Below are 16410 nucleotides of genomic sequence, written 5' to 3'. Positions count from 1 at the left end.
CCAGCACCCGCGGCGGATGCGCTGATGCGAGATGTATGCGGCAGCACCTAGTCCCGCGTCCTCGGTCCTGCATCCCGGTCTTCCATTGCCTTGCGCACCGGCGCGAAGCTGCGTCGGTGCTGTGGGCAGGGACCATGCGCGGCCAGTGCGGCCAGGTGCGCTGGCGTGGCATAGCCTTTATGCAGGTCGAAACCGTAATGCGGGTGCTCTGCGTGCAGATGTTGCATGATCCGGTCGCGGGTGACTTTGGCGATGATCGAGGCGGCCATGATGGCGCGATCGAGCGCGTCGCCCCCGATCAGCGCTTCGGCGGGGCAGGGCAGGCCCTTGGGCACGCGGTTGCCATCGATGCGAGCGAAGCCGGCGACATGGGCCACGCCTTCGACGGCGCGACGCATGCCGAGCATGGTCGCTTGGTAGATATTGAGGCGGTCGATCTCCTCGGCTTCGATCAGCACGACCTGCCAGGCCAGGGCGCGCTCGATGATGCGTGGGTACAGTGTCTCGCGCCGTGCGGCGGTCAGTTGCTTGGAGTCATCGAGTCCGTTGATGCGGGGCTGGTTCGGATCGAACACCACCGCCGCGACCGCGACCGGCCCGGCCAGCGGTCCGCGCCCGGCTTCGTCGACCCCGGCATAAAGTCGTGAGTCGGGATCCGGCGGCAGCGGCTCGGGGAAAAGCGCCAGGTCGGGTGGTTGCCTGTTCACGGGGCGGAGTGTGTCGCGTCTGCCGTCGCGGGTTCCGGGGCCTTGGTCGGGCCTTGCAACAGTTCCGTCACCGCATCCGCGGCGCGCGCGGATGCGTCCTGGCGCAGCAGACGGTGCAGGCGCTCGTACTCCGATTGCACCGCGGCGACCGCCTGCGGATGGCGTAACCAGTGCAGCAGCGCCGCGGCCAGCGCGTCCGGGGTACAGGCATCCTGCATCAGTTCCGGGGCGAGGTCGTGTCCAGCGAGAATGTTGGGCAAGGCATAGCGGTCCACTTTCAACAGTCCCAGCGCCTTGACGATGCGGTAGGTCAGCGGTGCGACCTTGTAGCCCACCACCATCGGCCGCTTCACCAGCATGGCTTCCAGGGTGGCGGTGCCGGATGCCAGCAACACGGCGTCGGCAGCGATCAGTGCGGTGCGCGCCTGTCCATCCAAAACATGTAATGAAGCTGGGGGCAAAGCCGAACGCGCAACTTGTTCGGTGATCAGCGCCTTGCAGGCTGGATTGGCAGCCGGCACCAGCACCTGCGTGCCGGGTAATTGTTGCAGCACCTGCGCGGCGGCGGCGAAGAAAGTGTCGCCGAGCCGACCGATTTCGCCCAACCGGCTGCCCGGCAGCACGGCCAGCACCGATGCGCTGGGTAGCACACCCAGTTCGATGCGGGCGGCGTCGCGTTCGCTGTGCAGGGCGATCGCATCGGCCATCGGGTGGCCGACGAAGCGCGCATCCACGCCGTGCCTGGCATAGATCGGTGGTTCCATCGGGAACAGGCACAGCACCCGTTCGGCGCTGGCGCCGATCTTGGCCGCGCGTTGCTCGCGCCAGGCCCAGACCGATGGACTGACGTAGTGCACGGTGCGGATGCCACGCTGCTTGAGCCAGCGTTCCACGCCGAGATTGAAGTCGGGTGCGTCGATGCCGACGAACACGTCCGGGCGCCAGTCCAGCACGCGTTCGCGCAGCACGCGGCGCAGCTTCAGCAAGCGCGGCAGATGCCGCAGCACTTCCATCAGCCCCATGACGGCCAGTTCGCTGGCGTCGAACCAGGTGTGGCAGCCTGCCTGCCGCATTGCCTCGCCACCGACGCCTGCGAATTGCGCATCCGGATAGCGCGCACGCAGTGCCTCGATCAGCCCGGCACCCAGAAGATCGCCGGAGGCTTCGCCCGCCACCAGGGCAATGCGGCGCGATCGCGCGACCCCGGAACTGGCGATCAGGGGGGAGAAACCGGCGACGGGCAACTCCGAATTCGGCAGGGGTGACGCCGCCGCAGGGTCTTGCGCAGGTGGTGTGGAGCAGGCCACGCCATGACGCGTCCCGGGTTCCGGGTCCCGCGTCCCGGCATTGGCGTTCATCGCAGCAATGGCCGTTCGCTGGATTCGATGAATTCCAGCATTGCGCGCACGTCCTCGCTGCCTTCGGCCAGTGCCAGCAACTGCTGCTTGGCCTCGGTCAGGGGGAGCCCGGCCACGTACAGGGCGCGGTAGGCGCGCTTGATCGCGGCTACGCGTTCGGCATCGAAACCGCGACGTTTGAGACCTTCGCTGTTGATGCCGCGCGGACGACCGAGCGAATTGCCGCCGACCATGATGAATGGTGGGACGTCGCCGTTGATCAGCGCGCCCATGCCCAGGAAGGCGTGATCGCCGATGCGGCAGAATTGGTGTGCGCCAGCAAAGCCGCTGATGATGACGTGGTCGCCGACTTCCACATGCCCGGCCAGCGTGGTGTTGTTGGAGAACACGCAATGATTGCCGACGATGCAGTCGTGGGCGATGTGGGTATAGGCCAGAAACCAGTTGTCGTTGCCGATCCGGGTGATGCCGCCGCCGTTGCCGGTGCCACGGCTGATGGTGACGAACTCGCGGATCACATTGCGCTCGCCGATCACCAGTTCGGTGCGCTCGCCGGCGAACTTCTTGTCCTGTGGCTCGCCGCCGAGCGCAACGTGGCCGATCAGGCGGTTGTCGCGGCCGATGCGGGTCGGGCCGAGGATGCTGCAATGCGAGCCGATCACGCAGCCTGGGCCGATGTCCACCTCGGCGCCGATCACGGTGAAAGCGCCGACGTGCACGTCGGCGGCCAGTGTCGCCGTCGGATCGATGACCGCAGATGGATGGATCACAGCAGCGTTGGCACTCATCGCAGATCTCCTGCCAGGGGCATCACTGCCCTTGGGCGCACATCACTTCGGCGTAGGCCACCACCTTGCCGTTGACCTTGGCTTCGCCGCAGTACAACGCCATGTTGCGGATGATGCGCTTGATTTCCACATGCAGCTCCAGCACGTCGCCGGGCACGACCGGGGTGTTGAAGCGCACATTGTTGACCTTGACCATGAAGAATGGCGTGGAATCCGCGTCGGGGCCTGCCATCAGTTGGATCAGCAGGCCGCCGACCTGGGCGATCGCTTCGATGATCAGCACGCCTGGCATGATCGGCAGGTTCGGAAAGTGACCTTGGAAGAACGGCTCGTTGATGGTGACGTTCTTATGCGCGACGATTTTGCGGTTCTCGAAATCGAGCGAGATGACCTTGTCCAACATCAGGAACGGGTAGCGGTGCGGCATCAACGCCATGATCTTGTTGATGTCCGGCAGAGTGTGATCGTGGCTCATGCATTCTCCTTGCTGACAGACAGGATGCGACGGGCCAGGGCATCGAGCTGTTTGAAGCGCGCGGCGTTCTTGCGCCACGTGCGGTTGTCGGTTAACGGGGTGCCGGACGAATACTCGCCCGGCGTGTGGATGGAATTGCGCACGACCGACCTGCCGGTGATGACGACCTTGTCGCAGATCTCCAGGTGGCCGACCACGCCGACCGAGCCGCCGAGCATGCAGTAGCGGCCGATCTTGCTGCTGCCGGCAATGCCGGTGCAGCCGGCGATGGCGCTGTGCGCGCCGATGTGCACGTTGTGTGCGATTTGCACCAGATTGTCCAGGCGTACGTCTTCTTCGAGTGTGGTGTCTTCCAGTGCGCCGCGGTCCACGCAGGTGTTGGCGCCGATCTCACAGTCGTCGCCAATGCTGACGCCACCGAGTTGCGGCACCTTGATCCAGCGGCCAGCGTCCATGGCCAGGCCAAATCCGTCGGCACCGAGGACTGCGCCAGGATGCACGCGCACGCGCTGGCCCATTCGGACCCGGGTCACCAGGGTGACCCGAGCGATCAGCTCGCTGCCGGCGCCGACCTGACAGTCCTCGCCGATCACGCAGCCCGGACCGATCACGCAGCCCGCGCCAACCACGCTACGCGCGCCGATGCTGACGAAGGCGCCGATGTGTGCGCTCGGCGCGATCTGTGCGCTGGGGTCTATGCTGGCACTGGGATCGACGCCGGCCGGACGCACCGGCAGTGTCTCGAACAGTGCCGCGATCTTGGCGAAGGCCACATACGGATCGCGCGCGATCAGCGCCGTGCCTGGCGCCGCGTCGGCATCCTCGGCGCGCAGTACCACGATCGCCGCGGCGCTGTCGGCCAGTTGTGCGCGATAGCGCGGGTTTGACAGGAAACTGAGCTGCCCGGCACCGGCCCGCGCCAGCGTGGCCACACCGTACACCGCAACGTCGCCGTTGCCTTGCACTTGCAGGCCGAAGCGCTCGGCGATCTGGTGAGCGGTATAGGTCTGAATATTCACTTGGAGATTCTACCGCGTGCCATTGGCACGGTCATGACGCTCTTGCAGACAATGCGATGCCATCCAGTGGAACACTGGGTGTTGCGACCCGCCCGTGATCAAGTCAGTGCAAAACGGCCCTCTCCCTATTCCGCTTAAAGACGGCCGCAGCGACAGGCGTGTCAAGTGGAGCGCCGAAGCAGCAGGACAGGGCGCCGCACTGAGTCGGAAGTTGCCGGGGCTACGGCTCTGGCAGTGGACAGTCTGCTAGAACTGCCCACCGAACGTGAATTGCAGACGCTCGATTTCGTCGTTGTCTTCCCTTTTCAGCGGGATCGCATAACTGATCGAAATCGGGCCGACCGGGGCGCGCCACAACAGCGCCACACCGGCGGAGGCGCGGAGCGCGTTGGCCTTGAAGTTGTCCACGCCGTTGAACACGTTGCCGACGTCGACGAAGGCGGAGATGCGCGCCGATGGGCTATCGAACAGCTTCGGGAAATACATTTCCGCAGACCCCACGGTCTTGAACGAACCGCCCAGCGGTTGGCCGCGCCGGTACGCAGAGGTCACTTCCGAGCGCGGGCCGAGGGTGTTGTCCTGGAAGCCGCGCACCGAGTTGGTGCCGCCGGCATAGAAGTTCTCGTAGAACGGCAGCCCCGAGGCAGTGACGTGGCGGATCAGGTTGGTGCCGTCGCACGCCTGCGGCGTATAGGTGGTGCCCTGTACGGTGCCGCAGATGTCGCGCGAGACATCGTTGCCATAGCTGTCGCCGTAGCCGAACTCGGCGCGGGTGTTGAGCACCAGCGCCGGAATGATCGGCCAGTATTTAGAGATCTGGTAATTCAGCTTCCAGTATTCGACCGTGGAGCCGGGCAGAGTGGTTTCCACACCTATGCGCTGGTACATGCCGCTGGTTGGCATGAAATAGTCGTTGCGGGTGTCGCGCGCCCAGCCCAGTTCGGTACGCCAGGCGTGGAAGGTGTGTGTCCCGACCGCGTCCATGTAGTTGACGATTGCCTGCGGCGTGAAGCCGGGGTAGGCGGTGATCTGGTTGCTGTCCACGCCGAACATCAGCGACACGGTGTCGGTTTCGGTGATCGGGATGCCGAAGATCGTCTGTGCCGCGCCGTTGGTGCTGTTGTATTGCGCGGTGCCGAAGTTGGAGTAATCCAGCTTGCGCCAGGACAGGTTGTAGCCCAGCGACACGCCGTCGTCGGTGAAGAACGGATTGGTGTAGGAGAACGCGTAGCGCTTCTGGTAGCTGCTGCGCGAGGCGTCCACCGCGACGCGGTTGCCGCCGCCGAGGAAGTTGTTCTGCGACAGTTGCACCGAGGTGGTGACGCCGTAGGTCTGCGAATAGCCCACGCCGAAGGTGAAGCTGCCGGAGGTGGTTTCCTTGACGTTATAGACTACGTCGACCTTGTCGTTGCTGCCCGGCACCGGTGGCGTTTCCACGTTGACCGACTCGAAGTAACCCAGTCGCTGCAGGCGGATCTTGGAGCGGTCGATCGCTGCCTGCGAATACCATGTGTCCTCGAACTGGCGCATTTCGCGGCGCATGATTTCGTCGGAGGTGCGCGTGTTGCCACGGAACACGATGCGGCGCACCAGCACGCGTGGACCCGGCACCACCTGCAGGTTGATTGCCACGGTGCGCTTTTCGCGGTCCACGGTCGGGATCGGGGTGGCCTTGGCGAAGGCGTAACCGATGTTGCTGAGTGTGTTGGTGATGGCGTCGGAGCTGTATTCCAGCAGCGCGCGGGAGAAGGTATCGCCGGCCTTGGGGATCACCAGCTTCTCGATCTGTTCCTGCGGCAGGACGGTGTCGCCGGTGACCTTGATCTCGGAGATCTTGTACTGCTCGCCTTCGCTGACGCCAGCGGTCAGGTACATGTCGCGCTTGTTCGGGCTGATCGCGACTTGGGTGGAGTCGACGTTGAAATCGACATAGCCGCGATCCAGGTACCAGGAGTTGAGTCTTTCCAGGTCGCCGGACAGCTTTTCCTTGGAGTACTGGTCGTCGCGGCGGTACCAGGATAGCCAGTTATGTTCGCGCGACTCCCAGTTTTCCAGGATGTCCTTGTTGGCGAATTTCTCAGTGCCGATCAGGTTGACGTGACGGATCTTGGCCGCTTTGCCTTCCTTGATCGCGATCGCCACATCCACGCGGTTGCGGTCCAGCGGACTCACGGTCGGGGTGATCTGCACGTTGTACTTGCCGCGGTTGTTGTACTGGCGGGTGAGCTCCTGAGTGACGCGATCCAGGCTCAGCCGGTCGAAGGTGCCACCCTCGCTCAGGCCGATGTCGGAGAGTCCCTTCAGCAGCTCCTCGCTCTTGATGTCCTTGTTGCCGGTGACGGTCAGCTTATTGATCGCCGGGCGCTCCTTGACCGTGACCACCAGGATGTTGCCCTGACGATCGACGCGCACGTCCTCGAAAAAGCCGGTGCGATACAACGCACGGATCGCCTCGGCGACTTTCGCCTCGTTGACCGTGTCGCCGCGCTCGACCGGCAGATAGGTGAAGACGGTACCGGCGGAAATGCGTTGCAGCCCGTCGACGCGGATGTCGCTGGCGGTGAAGGGCTCCGCGACCTGGGCCAGGGCCGGCAGGCTGAGGCTGGCGGCGAGGGCGAGGGCTAGCAGGCGGCGAGTGGGAAAGCGCGTCATATCACGTCCGGTATAGGTCGATAGCGTTGTTGCATGGGCGCCGGCGCAAGACGACAGCGGGTCGAGTGGAACGGCAATCGGGTCATCGCATTACCTGGCCGAAGAGGTCGTTGTAGAACGCCAACCCCATCAACCCTGCCAGCAACGCCAGGCCCACGAATTGCCCCGCTGCCATGGCGCGCTCGCTAAGCGGGCTGCCCTTGACCAACTCGATAAGGTAATACAGCAAGTGCCCGCCGTCCAAGATCGGGATCGGCAGCAGGTTCATGATCGCCAGGCTCAGCGACAGCAATGCCAGGAAATTCAGGAACCAGTCCGGGCCCTGCTGGGCCGAAATATTGGCGGCCTTGGCGATGCTGATCGGGCCGGACACGTTCCGCAGCGATGCTTCGCCGGTGAGCATGCGGCGCAGCAAACCGAGGGTATCGCCGGCCATCCGGGCAGTCTCGCGCAAGGCGGCAGGGATCGCCTGCAACGGCCCGTAGCGCAAGGTGGCGTCGAAGGCGGGGCGGGGTTGTTGGCCGATGGCAATACCCAATTTCCACGTCGGCACACCGCTCTGCGCAACTGGCTTGAGGTGTACTTGCAGGGCCATGCGTTCGCCGTTGCGCTCCACCTCGATCAGACCGCTGCCGCCGTTGCGGCCCAGCGCCTGCACCTGCGGCACGACTTGTTCAGCACTGATGATGGTGGTGCCGTCCACGGCCAACACACGGTCGCCGGGGCGCAACACACCGTCGGCTGCCGAGCCGGGCACGACCGTGGCGATCACCGCCGGTTGCAGGGTGAAGCGCCAGGTCAGGCCGGCCAGATTGGGAACCTGTTGCTCGTCGAAACCGGCAGGCAACTGCGAGAGCGCCAGAATGTGGACGCGGCTTGCCCCATGCTGTGGGTCTTCGGTCTCCACCCGCACATCCTTGTGGTCCATGGCGGCGATGGTCAGTTGCATGCTGGCCTCGCTCCAACTGGACACGTCGCGCTCGCCGATCCGGACGATGCGCTCGCCGGGCTGGAATCCGGCCTGCAGTGCCAGCCCATCGGCGCGGCCGACGATCGGTGCGTAGTCCTGCTTGCCGATCACGAACATCGCCCACAGCAGCGCCACGCATAGCAGCAGGTTGGCGATGGGCCCGGCGGCGACGATGGCAATGCGTTGCCAGACCGACTTGTTGTTGAAGGCCAGTGCCTGCTCGGCCGGGGCCACCTCGCCTTCGCGTTCGTCGAGCATCTTGACGTAGCCGCCTAGCGGGATCGCGGCGATCGCGAATTCGGTGCCGTGGCGGTCGTGGCGCGACCACAGTGGCTTGCCGAAACCCACCGAAAAGCGCAACACCTTCACCCCGCAGCGGCGGGCGACCCAGAAGTGTCCGAACTCATGGAAGGTGACCAGGACGCCGAGGCTGACCAGCATCCACCAGACGGAGCCGAAGAAGTTACCCATGCGCGTGGCTCATGGCAGCGTGCGGATCAAGCATGGGAGGGATGGTGGGCAATGGCGAGTTCGGTGATCTTGCGCGATTGCGCGTCTGCTGCCAGTAACGCGTCCAGGGAATCGGCCGCGACCGCAGGCAGCTCGGTCAGGGCGTTATCGACCAGCGCAGGAATCGATAGGAAACCGATACGGCCCTGAAGAAACGCTGAAACCGCCACTTCGTTGGCCGCATTCAGGATCGCTGGTGCGCTGCCGCCGGCCTGCATCGCATGCCAGGCCAGGCGCAGGCAGGGGAAGGCATCCATGTCCGGCGCCTCGAAGTCCAGGTGGCCATGCGCCAGCAGGTCCAGTCCGCCGACCCCGGAGGCGATCCGTTCCGGCCAGCCCAGGCCCACGGCGAGGCTGGTACGCATGTCCGGCAGGCCCATCTGCGCCAAGGTGGAGCCGTCGATGAATTCGACCAGCGAGTGGACCAGGCTCTGCGGATGCACCAGCACCTCGATGCGCGAAGGCGCCAGCGCGAACAGGTGGTGCGCCTCGATCACCTCCAGGCCTTTGTTCATCAGTGTGGCCGAATCGACCGAGATCTTCGGCCCCATCGACCACTTCGGGTGCGCGACCGCTTGTGCCGGCGTCACCGCCTGCAGGCGGGCGCGGTCCCAGCCACGGAATGGGCCGCCGGAAGCGGTCAGCAGCACCCGTCGCACTTCGGCGCCGGTCTGGCGCGAGCGTAGGCACTGGAAGATGGCGTTGTGTTCGCTGTCGATCGGGATGATCTCGGCACCGGCTGCGCTCGCTGCGGCGGTGACCAGTTCTCCGGCCAGCACCAGGGCTTCCTTGTTGGCCAGTAGCAGGCGCTTGCCGGCGCGGGCGGCGGCCAGGGTCGAGGCCAGGCCGGCGGCGCCGACGATGGCGGCGAGCACGCTGTCGCAGGCGTCGCTGGCGACCAATTGATCCAGTGCCGCAGTGCCGGTGTGCGCGGCGGTCTGCAAACCAGCCGCCGCCAGGCCGTCGCGTAGCGCGGGGTACAGGGCAGGGTCGGCGATGACCGCATGCGCCGGACGGTGCGCGGCGCACAGCGCCAACAGCCCTTCCACGTCGCGGCCAGCGGCCAGCACATTGGCGCGCAGGCGCTCCGGGTTGCGTGCGATCACGTCCAGGGCAGAGGCCCCGATCGAGCCGGTGGCGCCGAGTACAGCGATGGTGCGGATCGCCTCGATCATGTCAGAACCCGAAGATGTCCTTGCCCAGCGCGAAGATCGGCAATGCCGCCAGCACACCGTCGATGCGGTCGAGCACGCCGCCGTGACCAGGAATGACGTTGCCCGAATCCTTGGCCCCGACGTGGCGCTTGAGCAGGCTTTCGAACAGGTCGCCGACCACCGATGCGAGAATGCTGGCCGCGGCAACGATCAGCAGGCCGGGCAGGTGCGGCAGGGTGATCCCAGCGAGCCAGCCGAACCCGACGGCCACGACCAGGCCGGCCAGCACCCCGCCGATCAGCCCTTCCACGGTCTTGTTCGGGCTGATCCGCGGCGCCAGCTTGTGCTTGCCGAACTGGCGGCCGGCGAAATAGGCGCCCGAATCGGCCGCCCATACGGTGGCCAAGGCGGTCAGCAGCCAGCGGTGGCCGTTCGGTTCGCTGGCGTGGATCAAGCCTAACGCGGACCACGCCGGGACGATCGCCAGGGTGCCGGCAGCCAGCTTGAACACTCGCGCGTAGGTGGCGTGGTTGGAACCGAAGTGAAAGTAGCGCAGCCACAGTAGGGCCAAGCACCACCAGCCGACGCCGATGAGGGTGGTCAGTTGGAACAGCACCAGCGACCCGGCCGAGGCCCACACCAGCAACACCATCAGCAGCAAGTTGAGCATCAGCAGGATGGTGCGCGCCAAGGTGTCGTCGATTTCGGCCAGCTTCAGCCATTCCCACAGGCCGATTAAAAAGATCAGCGCGGTCAGCGCGGCCAGCCATTGGGTCGGCAGCAGCACGATGGCGCAGATGGCCAGAGGGGCCATGATCAACGCGGCGATGACGCGGGTACGGGTCATACGACAACGTTTTCCGGCGCCGCATCGGCGATTTGTGAGCTGGTGAGGCCGAAACGCCGTTCGCGCCGGGCGTAGTCGTCCAGAGCGTGTTGCAGCACCTGAGCGTCGAACTCCGGCCAAAGCGTTTCGGTGAACCACAACTCGGTATAGGCCATCTGCCATAACAGGAAATTGCTGATGCGCAGGTCGCCGCCGGTGCGGATGAACAGGTCCGGCGGTGGCAGATCGGCCAGCGCCAGGCGTGCCGAGAGCGCGTCTTCGTCGATCTGCTCCGGACGCAGGCGTCCGCTGGCGACGTCTGCGGCTAGCGCGCGCGCGGCCTGGGCGATGTCCTGGCGGCCGCCGTAACTGGCGGCGATCGACAAGTGCAGTGCCTGATTATCGCGTGTCCGCGCTTCGGCCTGATTCATGCGCTCGCACAGCGACGGCGCAAAGCGCGCACGCTCGCCGATGAAGCGCACGCGCACGCCGCGCCGTTGCAATTCATCGACCTCGCGATCGAGCGCGTGCAGAAACAGTTTCATCAGTGCGTCCACTTCGTCCTGCGGGCGCCCCCAGTTCTCGCTGGAGAAAGCGAAGAGCGTGAGCGCGGCGATACCGCGTTCCAGGCAGAAGTCGATGGTGCGGTTGACCGCGCGGGCGCCGGCACGGTGGCCGATCATGCGCGGCCGACGGCGCCGCTGCGCCCAGCGTCCGTTGCCATCCATGATGATGGCCAGATGGCGGGGCAGGGACATGGATACAGAGTCGGAGTGCATGGCCGTGACGGCGCAGGCTTAGACCGCCATCAGTTCCTGTTCCTTGCTCTTGACCACCTCATCCACGTCCTTGATCGCCTTGTCGGTCAGTTTTTGGATGTCGTCTTCGCTGCCGCGCGCTTCGTCTTCGGTGACCTTCTTGTCCTTGAGCAGATCCTTGATGTGCTGGTTGGCATCGCGGCGGATGTTGCGGATCGCGACCTTGGTGTCTTCGCCTTCGCCGTGTACGACCTTGGACAGTTCGCGGCGGCGCTCTTCGGTCAGAGCAGGCAGATTGAGGCGGATGGTGGTGCCTGCGGTATTCGGGGTCAGGCCCAGGTCCGAGGCTAGGATGGCCTTCTCCACCGCGCTGACCATCTGCTTTTCCCATGGGGTAATGGTCAGCGAGCGCGCGTCGGCGACGGCGACACTGGCGACCTGGCTCAACGGCATCTCCGACCCGTAATAGTTGACTTTCAAGTGTTCCACCAGGGCGGTCGAGGCGCGTCCGGTTCGCACTTTGATGAGCGTATGGCGCAGCGCGTCGATGCTTTTCGCCATGCGGGTCTGTGCGTCTTGTTTGATGTCGTTGAGCATCGCCGGTGTCCGTGCTGAATCTGAATCGAGCAATTATAGCCGGGAACCGGCTAGGGTCGGCACTCGGGACGTGTGGAGGCGAAGCGAATTGCGCGCTGCAGCATCGGCGTTAAGCGCTCTGGCGCAGTCGCGCCAGCATGGGGCAGTCAAACGGTGAGTTGCGGTGCGCGTCCTGCGTTATTGGGCCCCTCAGCCCCGGCCTTTCACCAGCGTCCCGATTTCCGCGCCATGCAGGATCTTCAGCAGTTCGCCGGGCTGGCTCATATTGAAAATGCGCAGGGGCAGGTCGCTGTCGCGTGCCAGGGCGAATGCGGCGGTGTCCATGACCTCGAGGTTACGGGCGATCACTTCGTCGTAGGTCAGGCTGTCGAAGCGCACCGCATCGGGGTGTTTCTTCGGGTCTTTGTCGTACACGCCGTCGACCTTGGTCGCCTTAAGCAGTAGGTCGGCACCGATCTCGATCGCGCGCAGCGCCGCACCGGAGTCGGTGGTGAAGAAGGGATTGCCGGTGCCGGCGGCGAAGATCGCGATGCGGCCCTTCTCAAGATGGCGGATCGCGCGGCGACGGATGAAGTCCTCGCACACGTCGTTGATCTTGATCGCGCTCATCACGCGCACTTTGGCGCCGAGTTTTTCCAGCGCATCCTGCATCGCCAGCGCGTTGATGACGGTGGCGAGCATGCCCATGTGGTCGCCGGTGACCCGGTCCATGCCGCCGGCGGCCAGTCCGGCGCCGCGGAAGATGTTGCCACCGCCGATTACCAGCGCGACTTCCGCGCCGGCTTGCTGCGCCTCGATCACTTCACGCGCGAGGCGGTCGATGATCTTGGGGTCGATGCCATAGTCACCTTCGCCCATCAATGCTTCGCCGGAAAGTTTCAACAGAATGCGGCGATAGGCAAGCTGAGACATGGCGACCTCGTTGGGTGATGACGAGAAAACCCGCAAATTCTATCCGATGTGCATGAGCGCGTCTGCGCCGCAACCCCGGTTCAATCGACGTGATCGTGCAACGAGCGCGGTGAGCGGATTGCAGAGGCGTTGTTTGGAGTTGTACGCGGCATGGTTGGCGCTGCCATGGACGTTGTCGATTTTGTCGACATCGCTGGGGTCGATGCGGGAGAGCGATAGCGATCAGTGGTGTCGGTTAGCTACTATGATTCGAATGGCGTGTGCAGCGCGCTTGCTGGACCTTGGGTGCGCGGCGCATCGGCGCAGGCGTGCGGCTGGCGATCGCATCGGCCGATGTCCATGGGGTGGTGTACGCCTCGAAGATTGGGCGGGTCGCTAGTGGCCACTTGGCGAGATGGTGAGTCGCGTCGTAGCAGGGTGCTGTTGCGCAGAAGCAGGTGTAGTAAACGCTGTGCCCAGTCCACCCTGGGTGCGAGCAGTAAAAAAGCCGCGACGGTGCGCGGCTTTTTCTTCCACAATTCCGGGATATCAGGCTAGGCCAGCCTGTTTCATCACTTCGGCAGCGTAGTCTTCCACCACCTTCTCGATGCCTTCGCCCACAGCCAGGCGTTGGAAGCCGATCACGTCGGCGCCGGCGGCCTTCACGGCTTGCTCTACGGTCTGATCGGTGTTCAGCACGTAGGGCTGGCCGTACAGCGTGACTTCGTTGACGATCTTGGCGATCTTGCCGCTGATGATTTTTTCGAGGATGTCCGCCGGTTTGGCCTTGTCCTTTTCCGACATCTTGGCCAGTTCGATTTCTTTTTCCTTGGCCACGAATTCCGCTGGGACGTCGGATGCCTTCACATGCGGCGGGTTCATCGCCGCGACGTGCATGGCAATGCCGCGCGCCAGTTCGATGTCGCCGCCCTTGACCTCCACCAGCACGCCGATACGGCCGCCGTGTACGTATGCGGCGACGTGGTTGGCGCTGTCGATACGCGCCAGACGGCGCACCTGCACGTTCTCGCCGACCTTGGCAATGACCGCGGCGCGGGCTTCCTCGACGGTCTCGCCGCTGGCCAGCTTGGCGCTCTTCAGCGCTTCGGCGTCGGCGGCGTTGGAGTGCAGGGCGGCCTGGGCCACGGCGTCGGAGAAGCTCAGGAAGTTGTTGTCCTTGGCGACGAAGTCGGTTTCGGAGTTGATTTCGACCAGTACCGCCTTGCCGCCAGCCTGGGCCATGGCGATACGGCCTTCCGCCGCGACGCGATCGGCTTTCTTATCGGCCTTGGCCAGGCCCGACTTGCGCAGCCACTCGGCGGCGTTGTCGATGTTGCCGGCGTTCTCGGTGAGCGCCTTCTTGCACTCCATCATGCCGGCGCCGGTGCGCTCGCGCAGTTCCTTGACCAGGGAAGCAGTGATTTCCACGGGATGACCTCACGAAAGGTGGGAAAAGGCCGGCTTGCGGCCGGCCGGTAATTCTGGGCAGCGGGCGCTCGTCGCGCCTGCGGCCCGGACGCGCAGTGCGCGCCGGGCAGTGGCTGCGCATGATCGCGCAACCACATGGCGTGCCGGTTACTCGGCAGCGGAAGCGGTTTCTTCGGCCTTCTTGCCGTTCTTGCGCGGGCTACGGCCCTTGTCGTCGCTGGCCTCGGCGAACTCTTCCTCGCGCACGCTGGCAGCATGCGGGGCGGCGGCCTTGCCTTCCAGCACGGCGTCGGCGGCGGCACGCGCGTACAGCTGCACGGCGCGGATGGCGTCGTCGTTGCCGGGGATGGCGTAGTCCACCAGTTCCGGGTTGTAGTTGGTGTCGACCACCGCGATGACCGGAATGCCGAGCTTCTTGGCTTCCTTGATGGCGATGTCTTCATGGCCGATGTCGATGACGAACAGGGCGTCGGGCAGGCGGTTCATTTCCTTGATGCCGCCCAGCGAGGCTTCCAGTTTGTCGCGCTCGCGGCGCATGGTCAGCACTTCATGCTTGACCAGCTTGTCGAAGGTGCCGTCGGTCTCTGCCGCTTCCAGTTCCTTCAGGCGTGCCACCGACTGTTTGATGGTGCGGAAGTTGGTCAGGGTGCCGCCCAGCCAGCGCTGGGTCATGAACGGCTGGCCGCAACGCTCGGCTTCTTCCTTCACCGCATCGCGGGCGCTGCGCTTGGTGCCCAGGAACAGGATAGTGCCGCGCTTCTGCGCGATGCTGGAGATGAAGTTCATCGCATCGTTGAACAGCGGAACCGTCTTTTCGAGGTTGATGATGTGGATCTTGCCGCGTGCGCCGAAGATGTACTGCGCCATCTTGGGGTGCCAGTAACGGCACTGATGGCCGAAGTGGACGCCGGCTTCCAGCATCTGACGCATGGTGACCTGGGGCATGAAAGTAACTCCTGATGGGGAATCGGCCATGCGCGGGCGTGTAATTGAGTGAAGCACGCGCAGGAACGTGCTGGCCTTGGAGGCATGCACGACGATTCCGGGGTTGGGCCTCCCTGCTGTCTCCGTGGCCGAACTCCTTGCGGAGCACCCCGGCACGGGCAATGGCAGCAGGTGTGAATTCGCCGGTGCGTCCGGCGTGGACGGTTCGCGACGCTCGAATGAACGAGACGTAGCTGAGGAACTATACCCTGTGGCGACCGACAGCACAAATGCGCGGCGGGTGGGTCATTCGGCCGGGAGCGCCTGTAGTGGTGATGCGTCGTCCAGCCGGGCGGCGAAATGTCCGCCCTGCGCCGCGGCCACGGCGGCCGGCAGCGGCCAGCGTTTCTGCTCCCCGGCGAGGACGTAGCCGGAGAGGTTGGCATATAAGGCCAGCCGATGGCCATCGGCGCCGATGAAGCTCAGGTCGCTGAGCCGGGCGTGGACACGGCCGCGGTTACGGATCAGCAGTTCCGGTCCGTGTGCGCCTGGGATCAGGCTGGCGCTGAGCACGGGCGCGGCGGTGCTGTCCTGCGCACTCACGAAGATGGGAGTGGAATAGCGCAGGAGCAAGTGGGATGGGTCTGCCGCGGTCGGTGCGGTGTCGTGTTCCTCCAGCACCAGGCGATAGGCGGTCTCGTTCGTGGTGTTCGTCGTTGTGGTGCGGATCACCCGCAGTAATTGCTTGCCCTGTGCGGGAATGTTGATCCACTGCGGGCTGGGCTGGATCGCGTCGGTGTCCTGTAACTGGTCCACCCCGTCGGTTTGCACCCAACGATACACCTGGACCTGGGCCTGCCAGGGATGATCCTGGGTATTGGTCAGCCAGATTTCGGTGGCCATCGTGTCCTGCGTCATCTGCACGAGTGTCGGGCTGATACGCACGCCCGCGCTGGCCGTTCCTGCCAGCAGCAGCAGGGCCAGCCACCAGCGGCTCGCCAGTGTGGTAGGGCGGCCGACCACTAGAACGCGACCGTCGCGTAGGATGCCCTGTTGCTCGGCAAGGTGGCGGTGGTGGGTAGGCTCAAGGCTAGCGCAACGTCGTTATTCGCCGCCGGGCGACCGTCGATGTTCGTCTGATAGGTCAAAGGATGGCTGCAAGCGACCATCTGCGGCGTGCCGGCTTGGCCATTGCCGTCGGCGCTGATCTCGCAATTGTTCAGGATGCGGATGCCTATCCGGAGTGCGGCGCTGCCGTACGTGCCGGTGTGTTGTGCTGCCGCATCGCCGCAGGCGAGACACAGGCTCGCGAGCAGCAAGGATCGCATGAACGGCGGCGCAGTCATGGCAGAG

15 protein-coding genes and 1 pseudogene are annotated in these 16410 nt (G+C 64.8%); all 16 read right to left on the bottom strand.

The genetic code is table 11. The annotated features are described in order from the left end of the window. Nucleotides 1-47: 47 nt before the first annotated feature. Entirely contained in the window at nt 48-707 is a 660-nt protein-coding gene (locus XaFJ1_RS09860; protein ID WP_012916523.1) for a ribonuclease HII, read from the bottom strand. Between the two features lie 24 nt (nt 708-731). Continuing rightward, nucleotides 732-2065 (bottom strand): annotated as a pseudogene (lpxB, locus tag XaFJ1_RS09855) (lipid-A-disaccharide synthase); the annotation flags it as partial. Next, entirely contained in the window at nt 2062-2853 is a 792-nt protein-coding gene (gene lpxA / locus XaFJ1_RS09850; protein ID WP_012916521.1) for an acyl-ACP--UDP-N-acetylglucosamine O-acyltransferase, read from the bottom strand. The pseudogene lpxB and the gene lpxA, both read right to left, overlap by 4 nt. A gap of 22 nt (nt 2854-2875) precedes the next feature. Further along, nucleotides 2876-3328 (bottom strand): 3-hydroxyacyl-ACP dehydratase FabZ, encoded by a 453-nt coding sequence (fabZ, locus tag XaFJ1_RS09845; RefSeq protein ID WP_012916520.1) that lies wholly within the window; start codon nt 3326-3328, stop codon nt 2876-2878. Further along, nucleotides 3325-4347: a UDP-3-O-(3-hydroxymyristoyl)glucosamine N-acyltransferase gene (gene lpxD, locus XaFJ1_RS09840; RefSeq protein ID WP_012916519.1), complete on the bottom strand. Its 1023-nt coding sequence runs from the start codon at nt 4345-4347 to the stop codon at nt 3325-3327. Before lpxD ends, fabZ begins: the two co-directional genes overlap by 4 nt. A 246-nt stretch (nt 4348-4593) precedes the next feature. Beyond that, nucleotides 4594-6999 carry an outer membrane protein assembly factor BamA gene (gene bamA, locus XaFJ1_RS09835; RefSeq protein WP_012916518.1) on the bottom strand — a complete coding sequence of 802 codons (2406 nt, stop codon included), beginning with the start codon at nt 6997-6999 and terminating at the stop codon, nt 4594-4596. Nucleotides 7000-7081: 82 nt separating this feature from the next. Beyond that, nucleotides 7082-8440 (bottom strand): RIP metalloprotease RseP, encoded by a 1359-nt coding sequence (gene rseP / locus XaFJ1_RS09830; protein WP_012916517.1) that lies wholly within the window; start codon nt 8438-8440, stop codon nt 7082-7084. A 26-nt stretch (nt 8441-8466) separates the two neighbouring features. Beyond that, entirely contained in the window at nt 8467-9654 is a 1188-nt protein-coding gene (gene dxr, locus XaFJ1_RS09825; protein WP_012916516.1) for a 1-deoxy-D-xylulose-5-phosphate reductoisomerase, read from the bottom strand. 1 nt (nt 9655) lies between these two features. Continuing rightward, complete coding sequence (locus tag XaFJ1_RS09820; RefSeq protein ID WP_012916515.1) at nt 9656-10480, bottom strand: phosphatidate cytidylyltransferase; 825 nt, start codon at nt 10478-10480, stop codon at nt 9656-9658. Continuing rightward, the gene (gene uppS, locus XaFJ1_RS09815; RefSeq protein ID WP_045756925.1) at nt 10477-11217 is read right to left on the bottom strand and encodes a polyprenyl diphosphate synthase; all 741 of its coding nucleotides are present in this window, start codon (nt 11215-11217) and stop codon (nt 10477-10479) included. Before uppS ends, XaFJ1_RS09820 begins: the two co-directional genes overlap by 4 nt. A gap of 39 nt (nt 11218-11256) precedes the next feature. Continuing rightward, the gene (gene frr, locus XaFJ1_RS09810) at nt 11257-11814 is read right to left on the bottom strand and encodes a ribosome recycling factor (RefSeq protein ID WP_012916513.1); all 558 of its coding nucleotides are present in this window, start codon (nt 11812-11814) and stop codon (nt 11257-11259) included. Nucleotides 11815-12003: 189 nt separating this feature from the next. Further along, nucleotides 12004-12726, bottom strand: a complete 723-nt coding sequence (gene pyrH, locus XaFJ1_RS09805; RefSeq protein ID WP_012916512.1) for a UMP kinase — start codon at nt 12724-12726, stop codon at nt 12004-12006. A gap of 528 nt (nt 12727-13254) precedes the next feature. Then, on the bottom strand, nt 13255-14133 hold the full coding sequence (gene tsf / locus XaFJ1_RS09800; protein WP_012916511.1) for a translation elongation factor Ts: 879 nt from the start codon (nt 14131-14133) through the stop codon (nt 13255-13257). A 147-nt stretch (nt 14134-14280) separates the two neighbouring features. Continuing rightward, nucleotides 14281-15078 carry a 30S ribosomal protein S2 gene (rpsB, locus tag XaFJ1_RS09795; protein ID WP_012916510.1) on the bottom strand — a complete coding sequence of 266 codons (798 nt, stop codon included), beginning with the start codon at nt 15076-15078 and terminating at the stop codon, nt 14281-14283. A gap of 285 nt (nt 15079-15363) precedes the next feature. Continuing rightward, nucleotides 15364-16080, bottom strand: a complete 717-nt coding sequence (locus tag XaFJ1_RS09790) for a fimbrial biogenesis chaperone (RefSeq protein WP_012916509.1) — start codon at nt 16078-16080, stop codon at nt 15364-15366. Further along, nucleotides 16080-16403: a hypothetical protein gene (locus XaFJ1_RS09785; RefSeq protein WP_045756924.1), complete on the bottom strand. Its 324-nt coding sequence runs from the start codon at nt 16401-16403 to the stop codon at nt 16080-16082. The genes XaFJ1_RS09790 and XaFJ1_RS09785 overlap by 1 nt, the downstream gene beginning before the upstream one ends. Nucleotides 16404-16410 lie beyond the last annotated feature (7 nt).

This window comes from Xanthomonas albilineans, from assembly GCF_009931595.1.
GTDB lineage: Bacteria > Pseudomonadota > Gammaproteobacteria > Xanthomonadales > Xanthomonadaceae > Xanthomonas_A > Xanthomonas_A albilineans.
This window is presented reverse-complemented; position numbering and strand designations above follow the sequence as displayed.

Coding starts and splice junctions, on each gene's coding strand:
- fabZ (WP_012916520.1), bottom strand. CDS start 3,328: ATGAGCCACGATCACACTCTGCCGGACATCAACAAGATCATGGCGTTG.
- pyrH (WP_012916512.1), bottom strand. CDS start 12,726: ATGTCTCAGCTTGCCTATCGCCGCATTCTGTTGAAACTTTCCGGCGAA.
- bamA (WP_012916518.1), bottom strand. CDS start 6,999: ATGACGCGCTTTCCCACTCGCCGCCTGCTAGCCCTCGCCCTCGCCGCC.
- frr (WP_012916513.1), bottom strand. CDS start 11,814: ATGCTCAACGACATCAAACAAGACGCACAGACCCGCATGGCGAAAAGC.
- XaFJ1_RS09820 (WP_012916515.1), bottom strand. CDS start 10,480: ATGACCCGTACCCGCGTCATCGCCGCGTTGATCATGGCCCCTCTGGCC.
- rseP (WP_012916517.1), bottom strand. CDS start 8,440: ATGGGTAACTTCTTCGGCTCCGTCTGGTGGATGCTGGTCAGCCTCGGC.
- dxr (WP_012916516.1), bottom strand. CDS start 9,654: ATGATCGAGGCGATCCGCACCATCGCTGTACTCGGCGCCACCGGCTCG.
- uppS (WP_045756925.1), bottom strand. CDS start 11,217: ATGTCCCTGCCCCGCCATCTGGCCATCATCATGGATGGCAACGGACGC.
- lpxA (WP_012916521.1), bottom strand. CDS start 2,853: ATGAGTGCCAACGCTGCTGTGATCCATCCATCTGCGGTCATCGATCCG.
- rpsB (WP_012916510.1), bottom strand. CDS start 15,078: ATGCCCCAGGTCACCATGCGTCAGATGCTGGAAGCCGGCGTCCACTTC.
- XaFJ1_RS09785 (WP_045756924.1), bottom strand. CDS start 16,403: ATGACTGCGCCGCCGTTCATGCGATCCTTGCTGCTCGCGAGCCTGTGT.